This is a genomic window from Sphingobacterium puteale, assembly GCF_050986225.1.
GTDB classification, from domain to species: Bacteria; Bacteroidota; Bacteroidia; order Sphingobacteriales; family Sphingobacteriaceae; genus Sphingobacterium; species Sphingobacterium puteale.
In genome coordinates this window covers 3,997,780-4,016,017 of record NZ_CP158959.1, presented here as the reverse complement: position 1 = coordinate 4,016,017, position 18,238 = coordinate 3,997,780, and the positions used below count along the sequence as shown (strand labels likewise).

Below are 18,238 nucleotides of genomic sequence, written 5' to 3'. Positions count from 1 at the left end.
AGATTATCAGGATGTGTGCGGTGTGTGTTCACAGAAATAGTCACACAGATTTCGTCTTGAGCTCGTATTAATGTTTGTAATAACTTTTCTTCTGACATAGTTTTTGAAATAAGTTAATAAATATATATAATGCAATAACTCCTTATTTTGCTGATCGATCCAATGGCTATTTAACCCAACTGTTTTTAGATGAAATAACCTTGGATGATTTTATTGGATTATAGTCCGATGAACTTAAAAGGTTCTACTTTCTTAAGGTGCGCATTGCTCAATCCAGTATAGGTTTTGTTTTGCTCCACATCAAGTTTAAGAACTTTACCTTTCTCGCTCAGATCCAGATCTTTTAGATTTATCCAGAAAGTTCCTGGAGTGGTCACTGTTTCAAAATAGTATACCAAATCTTTGTGATCCGCTACAGAACGCCATCTTGTAGACGAGATATTAGGCTCCTCCTTGGAAGAAATGCCATAGGGAACAGAACAATTTCGAATCACGCTAAAGACACTGGCAATCGATGTCCTCACATCATCGGTCTGAGGAATCGCATCGATATAAAAGGATGCCCGCACAAATCGGTCTGCAGCACGGTTTGTCCCAGGGAGCATGATGGTACCGGGAATTCCCCGCCAATAATTATTGAGTGCCAGCTGCTCATCAAAAACTGGCGAGTTCGTCATAACGACATATTTCGGATCATGGTGTATCACGAGCCGGCCATTGATGTATTCAAATATGGCATTATCACCAGATTTATCAGATAGTGACAGATGAAGTGTTGTAAATCGTTCAGTGCCTGGGATATAGTCGCTTACTAAGGCGAATGATTCTCTTCTAAGTGCCGCTACGGCTTCCGCGACCGAACCATAATTGTCCAGCACATACTGTGCCCATGCCGCAATACTCAGCCCGGGCTTCTGTCCTTTTGGATCGAATTTGGGATATTGGGATTCGGCGAGCCACAGCACATTGGCAACAAGACCGGCCTCATTCAGACCATCTGTTGTAGCCATGTCCCAGGCGCTAGCAATGACACTTCCATATTTCGAAGTCCATTTGACAGAACTGGGGCCAACTTCGCCATTCCGTTGCATCCCCTTTGGAAATACCCATAAATTAACGGGTATTTCATCCCGCCAGTCCATACTCCTTGCGGTGAGCACGGTTTGATTGGGGCCTTTATATACAACCCTTGTGCATGCATCGGTTTTGCGATATACAAAGCAAAACAGAAATAGCAAAACAATAAAGCATCTTTTCATTTTTTATAAGTTTTGTGTTTAAAAATATTTACCTTCTGTAATTCATATAATTTATTGTTTCACACAGCGTATTTGATATGCTGTATTTGCCTCAGCTTGGCCAATATTAATTCCATAGCCAACGTCACCTGCGGCTCCGGTAAGGTGTAGTTCGCGATAACCGCCATCTGTTCCGCTCAATAAATAGTTGCCTTCACGGCCAATTGTCGGTCCGGGTGTGTTTTCGTTGTGATATGCACCGGCATATACGTAGGCTCATTAAACACAAATTAAGAGTTAGGCTTTGGCTTTAAAGTATACTCTATTTTTGTTAATAAGCAATAAATAATTATGAAAAAGAACCGCTATTTGTCAATAAAGAAAACCGACATTTTTGTAATAAACCTTTTATTGTCGTTTTTTGTTTTCGAACTAAATAAAATTAAATTTGATTTAATTTAATGCACTTTGAACAACAACAAAGCCGTAGCTTCATTGAAGGCATGTCAGAAAAAATCCAATAATTGGAAGAATAAGCTTTGAACGTTTTAAAGAGTATGAGAAGCTTTAGCATTTCCGGATACCGTCAAGGTATATGAGGATAAATTCAATGCGAAGGTGTCCGACTAGCCGAAACTAAATAACGTGTCCCTAGGTAGGGAGACGTTATTAAAGATCTATGTTTCTTAGGCTTCGCGCACATAGAGTGGCGATACTGAGTATTTATTTCTAGTTTTTATTTATTCCAATTGAATATCGAATTCGTCAAAAGATTCTTTGCGCCAGGCCATGTCCTGTGTGGAGGTTGAAAGTGCAAATAAAGGCGAGAACGTTTTTACTTTTACGGTTTTGCCATCCGGAAGAAATTCAAGGACCCGTAACCAGCCATCGCCTCCGCTGCCCTGATGTCCGCCGCCCAGTGCCTGGGCATTAAAGGTCATTTGGTTTACCTTTTTGTCAGCGGAATTTTTGTCAATGCGAAAACCGATGTGCTTTTTTATATCATTGGCAGCGCCGATATGGCCCGAAAATACCAGCGCTATGTTTTTGGAAGGTTGGACTAGTTTTTTCCAGACGGATTTGCCATAGTTGGCGTCATCAAGATCATATTTTTCTTTTTCAATATGCTCGTTTTTATAATTTAAATAAGAATGTGTTAAAAGGACGACTTGATGATTGCTGTATGCTGGTCGGTTAATTATTGATCTGGCCCATCCCAATACCGTGTCTCTTGGAGCAAATTCTAACGATAGAAAAAGAAAATTTTGTCCATGTGGCGAGCGCCATTCGTAGCTTGCATTTTCTAAACTCGGATCGCCGTATATGTTTTCGGTGACATCCCGCAGCAGCTCCAGGTTTTTGCTGTTTTTGTCTGAAGGGAAATAACGTGGAAAATGGGTGGTTTTTGGCTTGTGCGTATAGCTGAATATATTATAATCGTGGTTTCCTGTCGCTGTAATATAGGGTATTTTTCCGTCTAATTTAGCAAAAGCTTTTGCTGCGGCTTCCCATTGCTGTTTTCCGGTTTGGTCCATTTTTGCCCGGTTAGGATTAATGATATCATCATGTTCCACTAGATCACCGGTACAGAGCACGATTTTTATATTCATTCTTTCCTGATGCTCAACAATCCAGTTCATCATGATATCCAAAATAGGTTGATTCCGCTTGAACTTTGTATAGTTCTGTATATCCGGAAGCAGTACCATGGACCATGATTTTTGGTCGCTCAGCGTCGGCTGCTGAAAATGATTGCCTGTTGACTGACTTTTTGCTGCTGTTATAAAATACCCCAGGTAAAAGAATAGCAGACTGTTTTTGATGATGGTTCTCATTGTGAAAAAAATTAAATCTAGAATTTTTATATGATTTACACCTAGCTGAATTTAGCTTGTATTTTTTTGTTTAAAAATCTTTTTTTCTCTCTACAAGATGAAAGGTGTATGGTAGTTCGGTTTATGAGCTAACATTGTTGTCTTATGCTTCCTTATCGAATAATAGCTGCGATTTTCCATTGGCAATTCATGTTAATTTGATATTAAATTATCTTTAAATATGTTTATTTTTATGTTTAAATATGTTTAAATATATTAAATTTGTTTGTATTTTATTTTTTATAATAAATTTTAATGTTTAATATTGTTGAATAACATATACCTAAGTTTCATAATAACCAATTGGATCGGGATAATCTCAGTGGTATGAATAGTAAAATCTATAATTCTTATATAATCAAAATGAATAAAACATTTCGTTTGGCTGCGTTACTATGTGCAATGCCTATAAGCATGGCTTTGGCACAGCAGGCCGCCATGAAGGGTCGTGTCGTTGATGCGCAGGGACATCCGCTAATAGGGGCGACCGTTAAGGTTAAAGGGAGTGCTGCCGGTCCTTCGGCTGTGTTGGACAATGGTGAATTTAGTTTAAACGTAAAAAATGGGGATACAATAATTGTCACCATGCTCGGGTATGCACAGCGGGAGGTTGTTTATCAGGGGCAGGCTAGTTTAGCTATTGTACTGGAGGGAAGTGCGACCAACATCGAAGAGGTTGTTGTGGTTGGGTATGGTACACAAAAGAAAGTTAATTTAACGGGGGCTGTTTCTGTTATCGAAAGTGGTCAGCTCGAACGCCGGCCTAATCTTTCGACTTCATCGGCCTTACAGGGGTTGGCTCCGGGTGTGACGGTGACCTCGCAGACTGGCGCTCCGGGTGGCGATGGCGGACAGATCCGGATCCGGGGAATTAATTCTTTTGGAGGTTCTGATTCCTCTCCATTGGTGATTATAGACGGTGTGGCCGGATCGATAGATAATATTGACTACAATCTGATCGAAAGTATCTCTGTGCTCAAAGATGCTGCTTCTTCTGCTATCTATGGTTCGCGGGCTGCCAATGGCGTGATTTTGATTACGACAAAAAGAGGGAAGGACAAGTTGGCTATAGACTATAAGGGTTATATCGGTATGCAGGATCCTACTGCTATCCCTAAGGTAGCCGACGGACTCACGTATATGCGTATGTTTAACGAGGCGAACCGCAATGATGGAAATCAGCCTACTTATACGGATGAGGCCATGGAGGAATATCGCAAATTATATGCCGCTGACCCGGATAATTTTGATTGGCAAAAGGCAATTCTAAAGGGCTCTGGCTTTACACAAAACCATTTCTTGAGTCTTTCTGCAAATAGCGGTATTATTCGTGTAGCACCTTCGTTTGGTTATTCCACGCAGGACGGACTCATCAAGAACACGGGGTTTAAACGTTATGTTTTCCGTAATAATATGGACATTACGCCAAGTGATAAATTTTCGGTACGGATGGATCTCTCAGTGACCAATAAAAATAGAAAGCAGATTGCCGGTGAAGGAACGATATGGAATTACTTGGGCCGCATGCCGACGGATTTGCCTATTCGCCATCCCAATGGACTATGGGCTGAGGGTTGGGTAAAAAATAATCCTGTAGCGCAGATCGAAGAGGGCGGGAATAATAATACGAACAACCTGGAATTTATTGGGAATCTATCCCTGAATTATAAACCTACGGAATGGCTTAGCCTCCTGGGGACAATCGCGCCGAGGTATTTAACGAGAAATACGCATCAGTTTACCAAAATGGTAGAAGTATATGATGTAAATGGGGCTTCAGCTGGCTCGGCCAATACGACAACAGATCTTACAGAGCGTTCTTACAGGCAATATTTTGGGAGCTATTTTGTGACGGCAACGGCCGACAGATCTTATGGAGACCATAGTTTTAAAATGATGGTGGGGACCTCCCGGGAGTCTTTTAATGAAAAGTTTTTGATGGGTTACCGCCGGGACTTTATGTATGACACTTATGAGGTTTTAAATGCCGGGGCTGACAATGCAACAAAGAATAATGGCAGTACAATTGATGAGTGGCTGCTGATATCTCAGTTTGGCCGATTGAATTACAGCTTCAAAGATCGCTATTTATTTGAAGCGAACATCAGGCACGACGGAAGTTCCAGATTTGTTAAAAATAACAGATGGTCCACATTTCCATCTTTCTCTGCGGGCTGGCGCCTCAGCGAGGAGCCCTTTATGGAAAGTTTAAAAGGAGCGGTCAATCAGCTTAAATTAAGAGGCTCATGGGGTAAGCTCGGAAATCAGAATATCGGTGATTCTTATTACCCTTTCGCCTCGCAGCTGGCCTTGGGAAGTATATCCATGGGCGGACAATTGTATCCATTGGTATCGCAGAATGAAATGGCTAATGAAAGATTGGTGTGGGAATCTACGACGATGAGTGGGGCAGGGCTCGATGCGGTATTGTTTAAGAATTTTAGCCTGACTTTCGACTGGTATAGCAAGACGACCAATGGGATTTTGCTCAAACTTGATATACCTGCCGTACATGGACTTCCCGGACCGTTTCAGAATGCAGGCAAGGTGCAGAATAAAGGTTGGGAACTTGCTGTTCGTTATGATAAGAAATTTGGGGATTTTAAGCTCGGTTTAGGTGGGAATATAGCTGATGTCAAGAACAAAATCCTGGATATGAGCAATACAACGATGGGGACATTTTTACGTCAGCAGACTGGATATTCGATTAATTCTATTTATGGCTATGTGGCTGATGGTTATTACCAAGATGCGGATGAAATCAAAAACGGTCCTGCCCAGTTCGGAACGCTGCAGCCGGGTGACATTCGTTATAAGGATATCGCGGGAGGATTCGATGGGGCTGGTAACCCGATACCGGATGGCAAAATCAATGAAAGTGATAAACTGATCATTGGTAATACGATTCCACGTTATACCTATGGTGTAAATCTGGATCTGAGTTACAAAGGGCTTCGGCTGAATGCATTTGTGCAGGGAGTGGCCAAAGCGGATGGCTACCTGAGCTCGCATTATGTTGTCCCGCTGGCAATGGCAAGTGCTGTCAAGGAATGGCAGACCGATTACTGGACGGTAGACAATCCGGATGCTGCATTGCCGCGCTTGTCGCATTCTTCGACCAACAATACGCAAAACTCCACTTTCTGGATGCGGAGTGCAGCTTATCTCCGGCTTAAAAATATACAATTGGGGTATGAAATTCCACAGCATCTATTAGCTAAATTGAAATTGAATGGGCTGTTTGTGTATGTTAATGGACAAAATCTCTTTACGAAAACCAATTTCTATAAAGGATATGATCCTGAAATCAATTACAATGCGGGAGCTAGTGAAGGGGTTTCATTGGGAGATGGTAATTTCTATCCGCAGGTAAAAGTGTACACGTTTGGTGTTGATTTTAAATTTTAATGAAAACATGAAGAATCGCATAAAAATATATTTTGGTATAGCGCTGCTGGCTGCAACGGTTAGTAGCTGTAATTTGGATAAAGAACCGCTGAACGGTCCGGCCACGGGTACGTTTCCAAGCAATGAAACGGAAGCTGAGAATGGGTTGTTGGGGGCTTACAAGGCGCTGACCCTCCTGGATGCGAGCAGCACACCGTTTTTGCATGTGCTGGACAATATTACGGATATCGGTTATGCACGTCCGGGTAATAATTATACGCCTGGCATAACCAGCTCCTATACGACTGATAATGCCTTGGCTACGAAACCTTGGACAGCACATTATAAAACACTTGCTCGGGTGCATTTGGTGTTGGATAAATTGCCGGGATTACAAGGAAAGATTCCGCCCGAAAAGTTGAAGCAATTGGATGCAGAGCTCCGTTTTATTCGTGCCTACGTGTATTCGCAATTGATTGAATTGTATGGGGGAGTACCTTTATTGACTAAAAATGTACCTTTAGGAGAGGCGAATATTGCCAAAACGGATGCTGCTGAAATTAGGCAATGGATCATTGAGGAGCTGACCGCTATTGCGGATGCTTTACCTGTTAACCAGTCCGCTTACGGAAAAGTAAGAGCGAGCAGTGTTGCCGCCTATATGTTAAAGGCCCGGGTTGCACTTTATGCGGGTAAATTTGATCTTGCCGCAGCGTCAGCTGATCAGGCGATTAAGCTTTCAAACGGATTGCATGAGCTGACTCCTTTCAATGAAAGCATAAATTATGCTGGCAAGAACCATGTTGCGGGCGAGCCTGATGTGAGCAATATTTTTGGACATGAGGGGTTCAAGAGCAGTAAAGAGTGGATCTGGGTCATGGAATATAATATCAATGTTCCCGGCAATGTGCATAATCAGCAATATTATGCGGCTTCACGCCTTGGTAGAGGGGTGGCTTATTGGGGTCCAACGCAAGATTTCATTGACTCTTTTCAGGCTTCTGACGGTCTTTCGATTACCGAATCTACTGAATATGATGCTTCCAATCCTTTTGCGAATAGGGATCCGAGATTGGATATGTATTGTGTGCGGCCCGGATCTCGATTTCTTGGCTATCAATTTGAAATGAACAGCTCGTTTAAAAATGTGTCAAATTATTGGCCTGTTTTAAACGGGACCAGCGATAAGCCGGCCGTTGTGGCTAATGCAGACCAGTCTAATGCTGCCCGGTCATATAGCGGTTATTTGTGGCGGAAACATGTGGATATCAAAGATTTTGCAACGACTTCCGTCAATGGGCAAAGTGATCTGAATATCGGGCTTTTTAGGTATGCAGAATTGCTTTTGATCTATGCAGAAGCTAAAATAGAAGCGAATAAGATTGATAATTCGGTGTACGATGCCATCAATCAGATACGTCTTCGGGCGCATATGCCGGTACTTAAAGCCGGTCTTAGTCAGGCCGAATTAAGGAAAGCACTCCGTTATGAGCGTAAGGTCGAACTCGCTAGCGACGGCTTCAGGTGGTATGATCTGCGCCGCTGGGGAATTGCCAATCAGATTTTGAATGGTAATCTTTATCTTAACCGCGATGCAAATAAGTGGACTTCGGCAGTCCTGACCAAAATCGACGATAACGCTTCGCCGGTTTACAATACAGCGTTGGCGAATAAGGTTTTTGGTGTTCAGAATGTTATTTTTAAAATAAATAAGGATGAACTTTGGCCGATACCCGAAAGCGAAATTGTGATGGTCCCGAATCTGAAACAAAATCCTGGATACTAAAAGCGCTGTTCAAAAAGAAGGCCTCTAGCTGTTTAAACCTAAAGGCCTTCTTCCTGGTCAAGCAATGATTACTTTTACGCCGAGTTCCTCTATATTTTTGACATCACTTTCGGAGACTTTATTGTCGGTGATGATATAATGGATGTCTTCAATGTTGCATACCTTTCCGAGCCCTCTCTTTCCAAATTTGCTGCTGTCTGCCAGTACAATGACAGTTTGAGATGTTTCAAGCATTTTTTGGTTAAGGGTTGCTTCGGAAAGATTACTGATTGAAATGCCGAATTCGATATCTATACCATCCACGCCAAGAAAAAGAAGACTGCAGCTTACTTCGTCGAGCAATCTTGATGCATAGTGACCGGCTACCGAGGATGAATTTGGCCTGATCAGCCCGCCCAGCTGTAAGACTTCGATGTTTTTCTTGTTGCTAAGTTCGAGTCCGACTTTAAGCGCAGGAGTGATCACTGTCAGATGCTGTGTAGCTTCTAGATTTTTTGCCAGGGCATAGGCAGTGGTGCCGGAGCCGATCATGATCGAGTCGTTGTTTTTGATCAGTTTAATCGCAGCTTTGGCTATTCGTTCTTTATCATCGCTATTGATGGATTCTTTTTCCATGATATGGCGATCTCCCGCATAGGGATTGTAGGCAGAAGCGCCACCTTTTGTGCGAAATAAAAGGTTTTTATCTTCTAAAAGTTTAAGATCCTTACGAATCGTTACGCTGGAGACTTCCATTGCTCTGCTTAACCAATCGATGGAAATTTTTCCTTTTTCTTTAAGTTTCTTGAGTATGAATTCGTGTCGCTCTGTTATACTTTTCATAATGCTACAAGTTTATTGGCAAATATACTGTGTTGAAAATTAAACTTCAAGCTTCTAAATGTTAAATTATCTTTTTTTTTATTTAAAAATGTTTTATTTTGCTTTTTTTGTTATAAATTTGATTAATCAAAATAAAAGAAAAAAACCACAATCTATTTATGTCCAAGTTTGTCCTTCCGATTGCTCCGCTGTATAGGCGTTGGTTAATTATTCTCGTTATATTTTTGGCAATTGTCTTCAATTATTATGATCGCCAGATTGTGTCTATCTTAAAACCTATGCTAAAAGCGGAGTATGGTCTTGGGGACGATGGCTATGCATTGGTTATTAATGTTTTTACTTTGTTCTATGCGCTTATGTATCCGGTCTCCGGTTGGCTTGTGGATCGGTTTGGCGAACGACGGGTGATGTTAATCGGTATTCTGGGTTGGTCTCTTGCTTGTTTTGGTGGTGGATTTTCGCGCACCTTTGGTTCTTTTCTTTTTTTTCGTGGATTGCTGGGCGCTTCCGAACCTGCTAATTTCCCCGCGCAATTAAAGGTAATTACGGTCTGGTTTTCGGGCAAGATGCGGGCTACTGCCAATAGCCTTTGCATAGCCGGCAGTTCAATAGGGGCTATCATTGCCCCGCCGATGGTTGCCTGGCTGGCAATTTCCTACAATTTTCATACGGTCTTTATTGTAGCGGGCGTAATTGGCCTGGTGATCGCCTTGCTGTGGTTTGTGATTTACATTGAACCACCCGCTGCCATCGCTGAGGAAAATACGGTTGAACCTAAACAATCGTCCTCGGCCTTTACCTGGAGGCAACTGTGGGGCAGAAAGTCGTTGTGGGGGATTCTGTTGATCCGATTCGTAAGTGATCCAGTTTGGTATTTTTGTTTGTTTTGGTTGCCAGGTTATCTTCAGGAAGAATCGGGCTTGACCTTGGCTCAGATTGGAATGTTTGGCTGGATACCATTTCTGTTGGCAGATTTAGGTGCTATCGGGACATCGGCTTGGTCTGATAGACTGGTAAGGAGAGGGAAAGACCCACTTCTGGCACGCAAGATTATGTTAACCGCAGTGGCGCTGCTGGCTCCGCTCTGTTGCCTCACCACTTATATTGCTAATCCTTATCTTACGTTGCTCATTTTTGGATTAGTGGCTATAGCGTGTCTGAGTTGGTTGTTTACGGTCAGTGTGGTGATTGCTGAGGCATTTCCTGTGGCTAATGTTGCCTCTGTTTTGGGTATTGCTGGCGGTTTTGGTGCCCTGGGGGCGGTCCTGTTTAATTATTTCGTCGGACAGATGCTGGGTTCGGTAGGTGCGGGCACCGTATTTATAATCATGGCATTTATGCATCCTTTAGCGGTATTGATCCTATGGACAATGGTAAAAAAAGAGCTTCCCGTGGTCGCGGAGCAGCAGCGGGCCGAATCGTTGGTCGTATAAAATTCCTTGACGTTCGTCTTTGTTTGTGTTTAACGTATTTATGTAGTTTGTGAAATAAATTTTTATAGAAATGAACAGTATGAAAAAGATTAGTGAACCTGCAAGAGAGGTTCCGGTAAGAATGGAGGTCGATGTATTGGTTGTCGGTGCAGGACCTGCAGGTATTATTGCGGCGCAGGCTGCGGCTTCGGATGGTCTGAAAGTGGCTTTGATTGACAACAGAAGTTTTGTTGGTGGCAATATGACGATCGGTCTACCAATTTTGGGCTTTCTTGGGCAAAAGGGGAATCAGATCATCAAGGGTCTTCCACAGCGTTTTATCGATAGGTTGAAAGCTGTGGATGCGGCATCGGAACACCGTCCTTGTCCATTGCACATGAGTCTTACGTTGGTAGAACCCGAAGCGGTTAAAAATATTGGTTTAAAAGTTCTGGAAGAGGCAGGAGTAGAAGTCCTGCTGTATGTTTTTTCGGCAGGCGTGGTGATGGAGGGCGATGTGCTCAAAGGAGTGTTCATTGAAAGCAAATCCGGCCGGGAAGTAATTCTCGCAAAGACAATCATCGATTGTACAGGTGATGCCGATGTGGCCTTTAGGGCAGGGGTTGCCTGTGAGCAGGGGAATGAAACTGGTGGGGCGCAGCCACCGACACTGATGTTTTGCATGGGGGGTGTTGATACCGAAAAACTGCGTATGTCCATTGCCGAAGAACCCCGGACGTATCTGACGGATTTTATTCCCGCTGAATATTTTGGGCAGAATAACCAGTTTATCGTCGTTGGATTACGCAGCGTGATGGAGAAAGCGAGATTGGCGGGGTACCATTTGCCTGTTGAGCGCACGATATTAATCACAGGGCTCCGAGAAGGAGAGGTGTGGGTCAATATGTCCCGCGTGAATGGGGTGGACGGCACAAATCCGGCCAGTCTGACATTTGGAGAAATAGAAGGGCGCAAACAGGTCGAAGAGATTCAGCGCTATTTAGTGGAATTCGTTCCAGGATTCGAGCAGGCTAAATTTACTAAAATGGCTCCCTTTCTGGGAATTCGGGAGACTAGGCGTATTGTAGGCCAATATGTGCTTACGGCCGATGATATTTTAGCATGTACCCGTTTTGACGATGCTATTGCAGTAGCGAGCTACCCGCTCGATATCCATCATCCTGAAGGGGGAGGCTGTACCTTGACCTGGTGTGGGGACAGTTATGATATTCCATATCGTTCGTTGTTGCCTACACATATTAAAAACCTATTGGTGGCAGGGCGATCTATTTCTACGACGCATGAGGCGATGTCTGCGATTCGTGTAATGGCTCCTTGTATGGCCATGGGGGAGGCTGCCGGACGTGCTGCTAAAATCGCGGTTCGTAAAGGTGTTTCTCCCGCTGAAATCAATGTTGATGAGCTTCGTAGGGAACTGATTGCCGAAGGGGCATATCTTGGTGAAAATGAAACGGTCGTCTGATATGATAAGGGATACTAACAAGGATCTGCTAGGTCGAAGAGGTTTTTTGCAAAAGTTTGGGGCGGCTGCGCTTGTGTCGCTGCTACCCTTGGACGATACTGTTGCCAGTGGGTTTGTCAAAAAAGATAATCTTCGTGTCTTGACCTGTAATATACGGGTAGATCTCGAAGAGGACGCGGCAAAGGGATTGGGCTGGCAGCAACGACGGGCGGCATGTCTGGAAGTGATCAAGCGACAGCGGCCAGATATCATCGGTTTTCAGGAAGTCCTGTATAATCAATTTATAGCTATTAAAGATGCGATGCCGGAATATGTTGCGCTGGGATTCGATGGCCCGGAAATGGACGCCATCAAAACGGGATATCATGGTATTGCAAAAAATCCAGTTTTATTTTCCAAAAAGCGGTTTGAGCTGTTGGCAGCTGGTACATATTGGCTATCCGAGACACCGTTGATAGGTGGAAGTGTTTCTTGGGGCTCAGCACGCGCCCGTAATGCCTGTTGGATACGGTTGTACGACCGCTATAGTAAAAAGGAGTTTCGCCTAGTGAATCTTCATCTGGATCATGTCAATGCCGAAGCAAAACTGAAGCAGATAGCGGTGGTACTGGATGAGTCTGCGCAATATGCCGATGGATTTGTGCAGGTCATGACCGGCGATTTTAATGTTGGCCCCGACAGCCAGGTGCACCAGAATGTGCTGTCAGCAGGCTGGAAAGATACTTTTATTGAACTGCATGGTGCGAAAGATTTTGGTGGTACGACCCATGGATTTAAAGGTGAGCAGTATGAGAAGAAGGACCGGGCAAAAAAAATCGACTTTATATTTACCAAAGGTCCGGTTGTTCCTAAAGCATCAGTCATTATCAAAGACAATGTTAAGGGGATTTACCCGAGTGATCATTATTTTTTGTTTGCTGAACTTGAATTATAAATAGGCACAGCAATTTTAAAAGAGCAATATGTTTAATATTGCTTTTTTTTGTTTAATAATTTTTTATTTAATGTTATTTTATGTTTTATTTTGTTTTATTTTGTTAATTTAGTGCTGTAAAGTAACCAATATTCAAAAAAACTAAATTATGGTACACATACTTGGGAAATGGGGAATTCCTTCAAATTTAAAATGGGGTTATCTGGGTATCCTCCTTTTTATGATGGGCGATGGTGTTGAACAGGGCTGGTTGAGTCCCTATCTAATAGCGCATGGAATGAATATACAGCAGTCAGCTAGTTTATTTACGGTTTATGGAGTGACAATTGCCATATCTTCTTGGTTTTCGGGTGTACTTGCCGAAAATTACGGCCCGCGCAGATCCATGGTGATGGGCTTACTGCTTTATATGATCGGTACAATCGGTTTTGTCGGACTTGGGATGCAAAAGCTTGATTTTACTTTCATGCTGTTATTTTATGCCATTCGTGGTTTCGGTTATCCGCTGTTTGCTTATTCCTTTATGGTCTGGATTACCTATCGTACACCTCAATCGATGTTAGGGCGTGCTGTAGGCTGGTTTTGGTTTGTTTTTACGGGGGGATTGAACGTACTCGGTGCTTACTATTCAAGCTGGGCCTTAGATTACATGGGCTACCAGAATACGCTGTGGTCCTCGTTGTTATGGGTCTTGATCGGCGCGTTTTTCGCCTTGGTTTTAAACCGTGACCGATTTGCGGTCCCTCATGCCGGGCAATCGAAATTAAAAGATATGCTGAAAGGACTGACCATTGTGAGGCGCGAACCTAAGGTCTTGTTGGGCGGAATCGTAAGGGTGATCAATACCACGGCACAGTTTGCTTTTCCGGTCTTTCTGCCCATGTATATGGCCCAATATGGTTTTGAGACCAAGGCTTGGTTGCAGATTTGGGGTACCATTTTTACCAGCAATATCGTCTTTAACCTCCTATTTGGATTTGTTGGAGATCGGCTTGGCTGGCGTAACACCATTATGTGGTTTGGAGGGGTAGGCTGTGCGGTTGCAACACTGCTGTTTTATTATTCACCGGCCTGGTTTGGCGGTAATTATTGGCCTGTATTGGCAGCAGGCGTACTATGGGGTGCTTTGCTCGCCGGGTACGTCCCACTGTCGGCACTAGTACCTTCTTTGGTAAAAGAGGAGAAGGGGTCGGCAATGGCGATTCTCAATCTCGGGGCTGGCCTGCCTGTATTTGTAGGTCCGGTTCTGGTTGGGCTGTGCATCGGTACGCTGGGAAGTGAGGGTGTAGTTTGGATGCTGGCGGTCCTTTATTTGTTGAGCGCTTTCTTGACTGCCTTAATCAGACTGCCTGTGCAGCATTCAATTAAAATTGATAGAAATATATAAAATTAAATAGAAGAACGAAAACTATGAAAGTATTATTGACGGCTCCCTATGAGAATGAGAAGGCATTCGGAGAATTGGTGGGTTTGGTTGGCGAAGTTATTTATCGGCCATGGAAACCACATGGCAGAGCCTATAACCCAGCGGAGCTCATTGATCTTTTGCGGGACACGGGAGCGGAGGCCTTGATCGCTGAACATGACGAAATTACTGCGGAGGTGCTTCATGCGAATCCTTCGTTAAAGTTTGTCGGTATTTGCCGCGGCACACCGTCCAATATTGATTTACCTGTAGCCACCAAGCTGGGGATTCCTGTTTTTAATACGCCGGCCCGCAATGCGCAGGCTGTCGCTGAAATGTTTATCGCCAATGTGATTACGCTGATGCGTAATACGCTCCCAGCTGTTGACTGGCTGGAAAATAAAAATTGGGGCGTGGGTGCACATACTTCCTATCTGCAATTTAAAGGAAATGAACTTGCTGGAAAGAAGGTAGGAATGGTTGGTTTTGGTGCAGTGGGCCAGCATATCGCACGCATGTTGAGCAGCTTTCCTAGTGAAATTTATTACTTCGATCCCTACTATGCGGACGAGAATACCGCGTATAAGAAGGTGGAATTAACCGAACTTTTTACTTCTTGCGATGTTGTAGGGATACACCTGCCCGTAACTCCGGAGACCGTAGGTATGATTGATGCAAAATATCTTTCTTTATTGAAAAAAGAGGCTATTTTTGTTAATACAGCCCGGGCTACGGTGGTCAATCGTGAAGACTTACTTATGCTTTTGGAGGCAGGACAGATCCGTGGTGCTGTGCTCGATGTATTTTATCATGAACCTCCAGATGAGATTGACTATAAAATGATCCTCCACAAGAATGTCATCGCCACACCGCATATTGCCGGCGCCACGCACGAAGTAGAGGACCATCATGCATTTATTATGAACAATAACTTGAAGGAGTATTTTGTGAATGGAAATAAGACGATTCGTCAATTGGTAAATAAAGCTGTACTTGAAAACTTAAATGTATAAAAGGTGATAAAAAAAGCATATTTGATTGTAGATATCGGTACGGGGAATGCGCGTGTCGGCGTAGCATCCCCTGCGGGTGAGTTATTGAGCATAAAACGGGAAAATGTACAGTATGAATCTGACAATCGTTACGAAGAATCTATTTACTTTGATCCCAATAAACTCTGGGCGGAAATTCTTCGTCTGTCTGCTGAAGCGATAGCAGAAGCCGGTTCGGTACAGATTGAAGCGATCACGGCAACCAGCCAGCGCGAAGGTATTGTTATTATTGACAAAGAGGGAAACTCGGTTTTGGGGATGCCGAATATAGATCATCGGGGAAGGGCATGGGAGAACGAACTGGCAGCTAAAGTTCAGGTGTATCAATTGACTGGCAGATATCCGACTTCGCTCTTTTCTGCATTTAAATTGATCGGTCTCCGCAAGATATATCCCGATATCTTCAATGATATGGCTTGCTTTATGAGTATTAGCGATTGGGTCCAATATAAATTTTCAGGAATCTGCGGTTATGAGCATTCGCAAGCTTCCGAAACTTTATTGTATGATGTTGCCAGAAAAAATTGGAGCCAGGAGTTATTTGCGCAGTTTAATTTGCCTACCGCCATTGTTCCGCCGTTGAAAGAGGCGGGTTCCATTTTGGGGTATATTCTACCCGATCTCGCCGTAAAAATGGGGATCAATGCTGGGGCTAAGGTGATTGTTGGTGGCGGCGATACGCAACTGGCCATCAAAAGTATTGCGCCATCAGCTAACGACGTTGTGATCGTTTCGGGTACAACAACACCTATTATCAAGATTGTTGAGGATTATGTTTTGGATTCGGATAGGCGTACTTGGACCAGTCGCCATGTTGAAGCCGATGAGTTTATCCTAGAAGCCAATGCTGGTGTGACGGGGCTCAATTACCAACGTCTGAAGGAGATCTTCTATCCAAACGAAGGCTATGATATCATCGAAAAAGAACTGGAAAAAGTGACCTATTCGCAGTGTGTGGCTTCACTGGGGTCGCTTATCGCAGACGAGGACAAACCGCTTACCAAAGGGGGATTTATTTTTAATGCCCCGGTCTCTCATCAATTGACCAGAGGTAGTTTTGTTTTCGCTATCCTTTGGGATATAGCATGTAGCATTTACGAGAATTACAAGTTTTTGTGTGCTGTATCGCCGCACAATGAAAGCTATATCTGGGCCTGTGGTGGTGGTATGGAAAGCCGAAAATTACGACAATTTATCGCTAATTTATTTGGCAAAAGCATCAAGATCAGGGATACCTTTCGGCAAGCATCGGTTTTGGGCGGAGTCCTTGTCTGTAACGAAGCACTTGGTTTGGAAAATTTTGAACCTGTGCTGTTGGACGAAGTCGAACCCCAAAATCACGAACAATTTGAGCAATTGTATTTGGAGTGGAAAAATGCACGCAGAACATTTAAGCAAGTGACCTCATAGATGGATACCTATTTCTTTGGATTGGATGTTGGCACACAGGGTGCGCGTGCCCTGTTGGTCGATCAGCTCGGAAATATAGTGGGATCAGAATCGGTAAAATTCGATCTCGATGAGAAGTTTAGAGAGGAGCAGTCCCCTGCTATATGGTGGCGAGACTGTGCCGCTATTATTACCAAAATTTTGGCGGGATTGTCACAGACGATCGATAGAGAGGCCATTCGGGCAATTTCTGTAACGTCGACTTCGGGAACGGTTATACCTCTTGATCGAAATAACCTTCCGCTTCACGATGCGATCATGTATAGCGATGGCCGGTCTGTAAAGCAAGGGGAGCGTTGTATGCAAGCGGCAAAAGACCATGTACAACATGGGTATACCGGATTCAATTCCTCGAGTGGAATGAGCAAAATGCTGTGGTATGTAGAGCATTATCCAGATAAAGTAAAAGATATCGCTTTATGGATCCATGCCTCGGATTATATCGTAGGTAAGCTGTCGGGGAATTATCACATGACTGACTATACCAATGCGCTCAAGAGCGGATATGACCTGAATGCCTTGGAATGGCCTTCTTATATTGTTGATGTATTGGGTATGAAGCCTGAATGGTTACAACAGGTTGTCCCGTCCGGTACAATCATTGGTAAATTGAGTGCGGACCTGGCAATGGCTTGGCAGCTACCGCGTATTGATGTGGTTGTCGGTATGACGGATGGCTGTGCGACTCAGATGGCGTCGGGAGCCGTAAATCCCGGAGAGTGGAACACGACGATTGGGACTACTTTAGTCATCAAAGGAGTGACCAAGTCACAAGTCATTGATCCCTTGGGTAGGTTATATAGCCATCGCCATCCTGAGGGGCACTGGATGCCCGGCGGGGCGAGCAATACAGGGGCGGACTGGATTAGCCTGGATTTTCGGGCTGATTTTCAGGAATTGACCGAACAGGTACCAGTATTGATTCCTACAGGGCTGTTAGCCTGGCCGCTCAAACATAAGGGGGAGCGCTATCCCATTATGGCACCTCAGGCTCGTGGTTTTGAACCCGAATCTGTCTCCCGGGAACTCGTGTTTGCAGCCAATTTAGAAGGGGTGGCTTTTATTGAGCGGTTAGCCTATGAGATTATTGAGGAACTGTCTGGTGAAAAAGTCAATGCCGTATTTACCGCCGGAGGTGGAAGTAATAGCAAGGTCTGGTTGAGGATCAGGAGCGCCGTGCTGAACGTGCCGATTTTCAAATGTAAGGAGGCAACCGGTGCACTGGGGGCGGCAATTATGGCCGCATCATATAGCTATTATAGTTCTTTGGAAGAAGCTGCTTCAAAAATGACCCATAAAGAAATGCAGGTGTTTCCCGATATGGAATTAGCAGATTCCTATGAAGGACAATATCAACAGTTCAAATATAAACTCAAACAATTAGGCTATATTTAAG

At 43.8% G+C, this 18,238-nt stretch carries 12 protein-coding genes; 9 read left to right on the top strand and 3 right to left on the bottom strand.

Annotated elements, in window-relative coordinates:
* Nucleotides 1–218: 218 nt before the first annotated feature.
* Together ABTV71_RS17035 and ABTV71_RS17030 are read right to left on the bottom strand one after the other, a co-directional pair.
* Nucleotides 219–1,259 carry a linear amide C-N hydrolase gene (locus ABTV71_RS17035; RefSeq protein ID WP_121125145.1) on the bottom strand — a complete coding sequence of 347 codons (1,041 nt, stop codon included), beginning with the start codon at nucleotides 1,257–1,259 and terminating at the stop codon, nucleotides 219–221.
* Nucleotides 1,260–1,978: 719 nt separating this feature from the next.
* Nucleotides 1,979–3,073 (bottom strand): metallophosphoesterase, encoded by a 1,095-nt coding sequence (locus tag ABTV71_RS17030; RefSeq protein WP_433900390.1) that lies wholly within the window; start codon nucleotides 3,071–3,073, stop codon nucleotides 1,979–1,981.
* 402 nt (nucleotides 3,074–3,475) lie between these two features.
* Between ABTV71_RS17030 and ABTV71_RS17025 the strand changes: the two genes are divergently transcribed.
* Nucleotides 3,476–6,520, top strand: coding sequence for a SusC/RagA family TonB-linked outer membrane protein (locus ABTV71_RS17025; RefSeq protein WP_433900389.1), 3,045 nt, complete (start codon nucleotides 3,476–3,478; stop codon nucleotides 6,518–6,520).
* 7 nt (nucleotides 6,521–6,527) lie between these two features.
* On the top strand, nucleotides 6,528–8,285 hold the full coding sequence (locus ABTV71_RS17020) for a RagB/SusD family nutrient uptake outer membrane protein (protein WP_433900388.1): 1,758 nt from the start codon (nucleotides 6,528–6,530) through the stop codon (nucleotides 8,283–8,285).
* A gap of 57 nt (nucleotides 8,286–8,342) precedes the next feature.
* Here ABTV71_RS17020 and ABTV71_RS17015 read toward each other — a convergent pair whose 3' ends face one another.
* A complete protein-coding gene (locus tag ABTV71_RS17015) occupies nucleotides 8,343–9,107 on the bottom strand; it encodes a DeoR/GlpR family DNA-binding transcription regulator (RefSeq protein WP_121125150.1) in 765 nt (254 codons plus the stop codon).
* Between the two features lie 158 nt (nucleotides 9,108–9,265).
* Here ABTV71_RS17015 and ABTV71_RS17010 point away from each other — a divergent pair, with 158 nt between their 5' ends.
* From ABTV71_RS17010 to ABTV71_RS16980, 7 genes are all read left to right on the top strand, one after another.
* On the top strand, nucleotides 9,266–10,540 hold the full coding sequence (locus ABTV71_RS17010; RefSeq protein WP_433900387.1) for an MFS transporter: 1,275 nt from the start codon (nucleotides 9,266–9,268) through the stop codon (nucleotides 10,538–10,540).
* Between the two features lie 79 nt (nucleotides 10,541–10,619).
* On the top strand, nucleotides 10,620–12,002 hold the full coding sequence (locus tag ABTV71_RS17005; protein ID WP_433900386.1) for an FAD-dependent oxidoreductase: 1,383 nt from the start codon (nucleotides 10,620–10,622) through the stop codon (nucleotides 12,000–12,002).
* 1 nt (nucleotide 12,003) lies between these two features.
* Nucleotides 12,004–12,936 (top strand): endonuclease/exonuclease/phosphatase family protein, encoded by a 933-nt coding sequence (locus ABTV71_RS17000; RefSeq protein WP_433900385.1) that lies wholly within the window; start codon nucleotides 12,004–12,006, stop codon nucleotides 12,934–12,936.
* Nucleotides 12,937–13,084: 148 nt separating this feature from the next.
* On the top strand, nucleotides 13,085–14,323 hold the full coding sequence (locus ABTV71_RS16995; RefSeq protein WP_433900384.1) for an MFS transporter: 1,239 nt from the start codon (nucleotides 13,085–13,087) through the stop codon (nucleotides 14,321–14,323).
* A gap of 23 nt (nucleotides 14,324–14,346) precedes the next feature.
* Nucleotides 14,347–15,354, top strand: a complete 1,008-nt coding sequence (locus tag ABTV71_RS16990; RefSeq protein WP_433900383.1) for an NAD(P)-dependent oxidoreductase — start codon at nucleotides 14,347–14,349, stop codon at nucleotides 15,352–15,354.
* Nucleotides 15,355–15,357: 3 nt separating this feature from the next.
* Nucleotides 15,358–16,803 (top strand): FGGY-family carbohydrate kinase, encoded by a 1,446-nt coding sequence (locus ABTV71_RS16985; protein ID WP_433900382.1) that lies wholly within the window; start codon nucleotides 15,358–15,360, stop codon nucleotides 16,801–16,803.
* Nucleotides 16,804–18,237 carry an FGGY-family carbohydrate kinase gene (locus ABTV71_RS16980; RefSeq protein WP_433900381.1) on the top strand — a complete coding sequence of 478 codons (1,434 nt, stop codon included), beginning with the start codon at nucleotides 16,804–16,806 and terminating at the stop codon, nucleotides 18,235–18,237.
* Nucleotide 18,238: the final 1 nt, after the last annotated feature.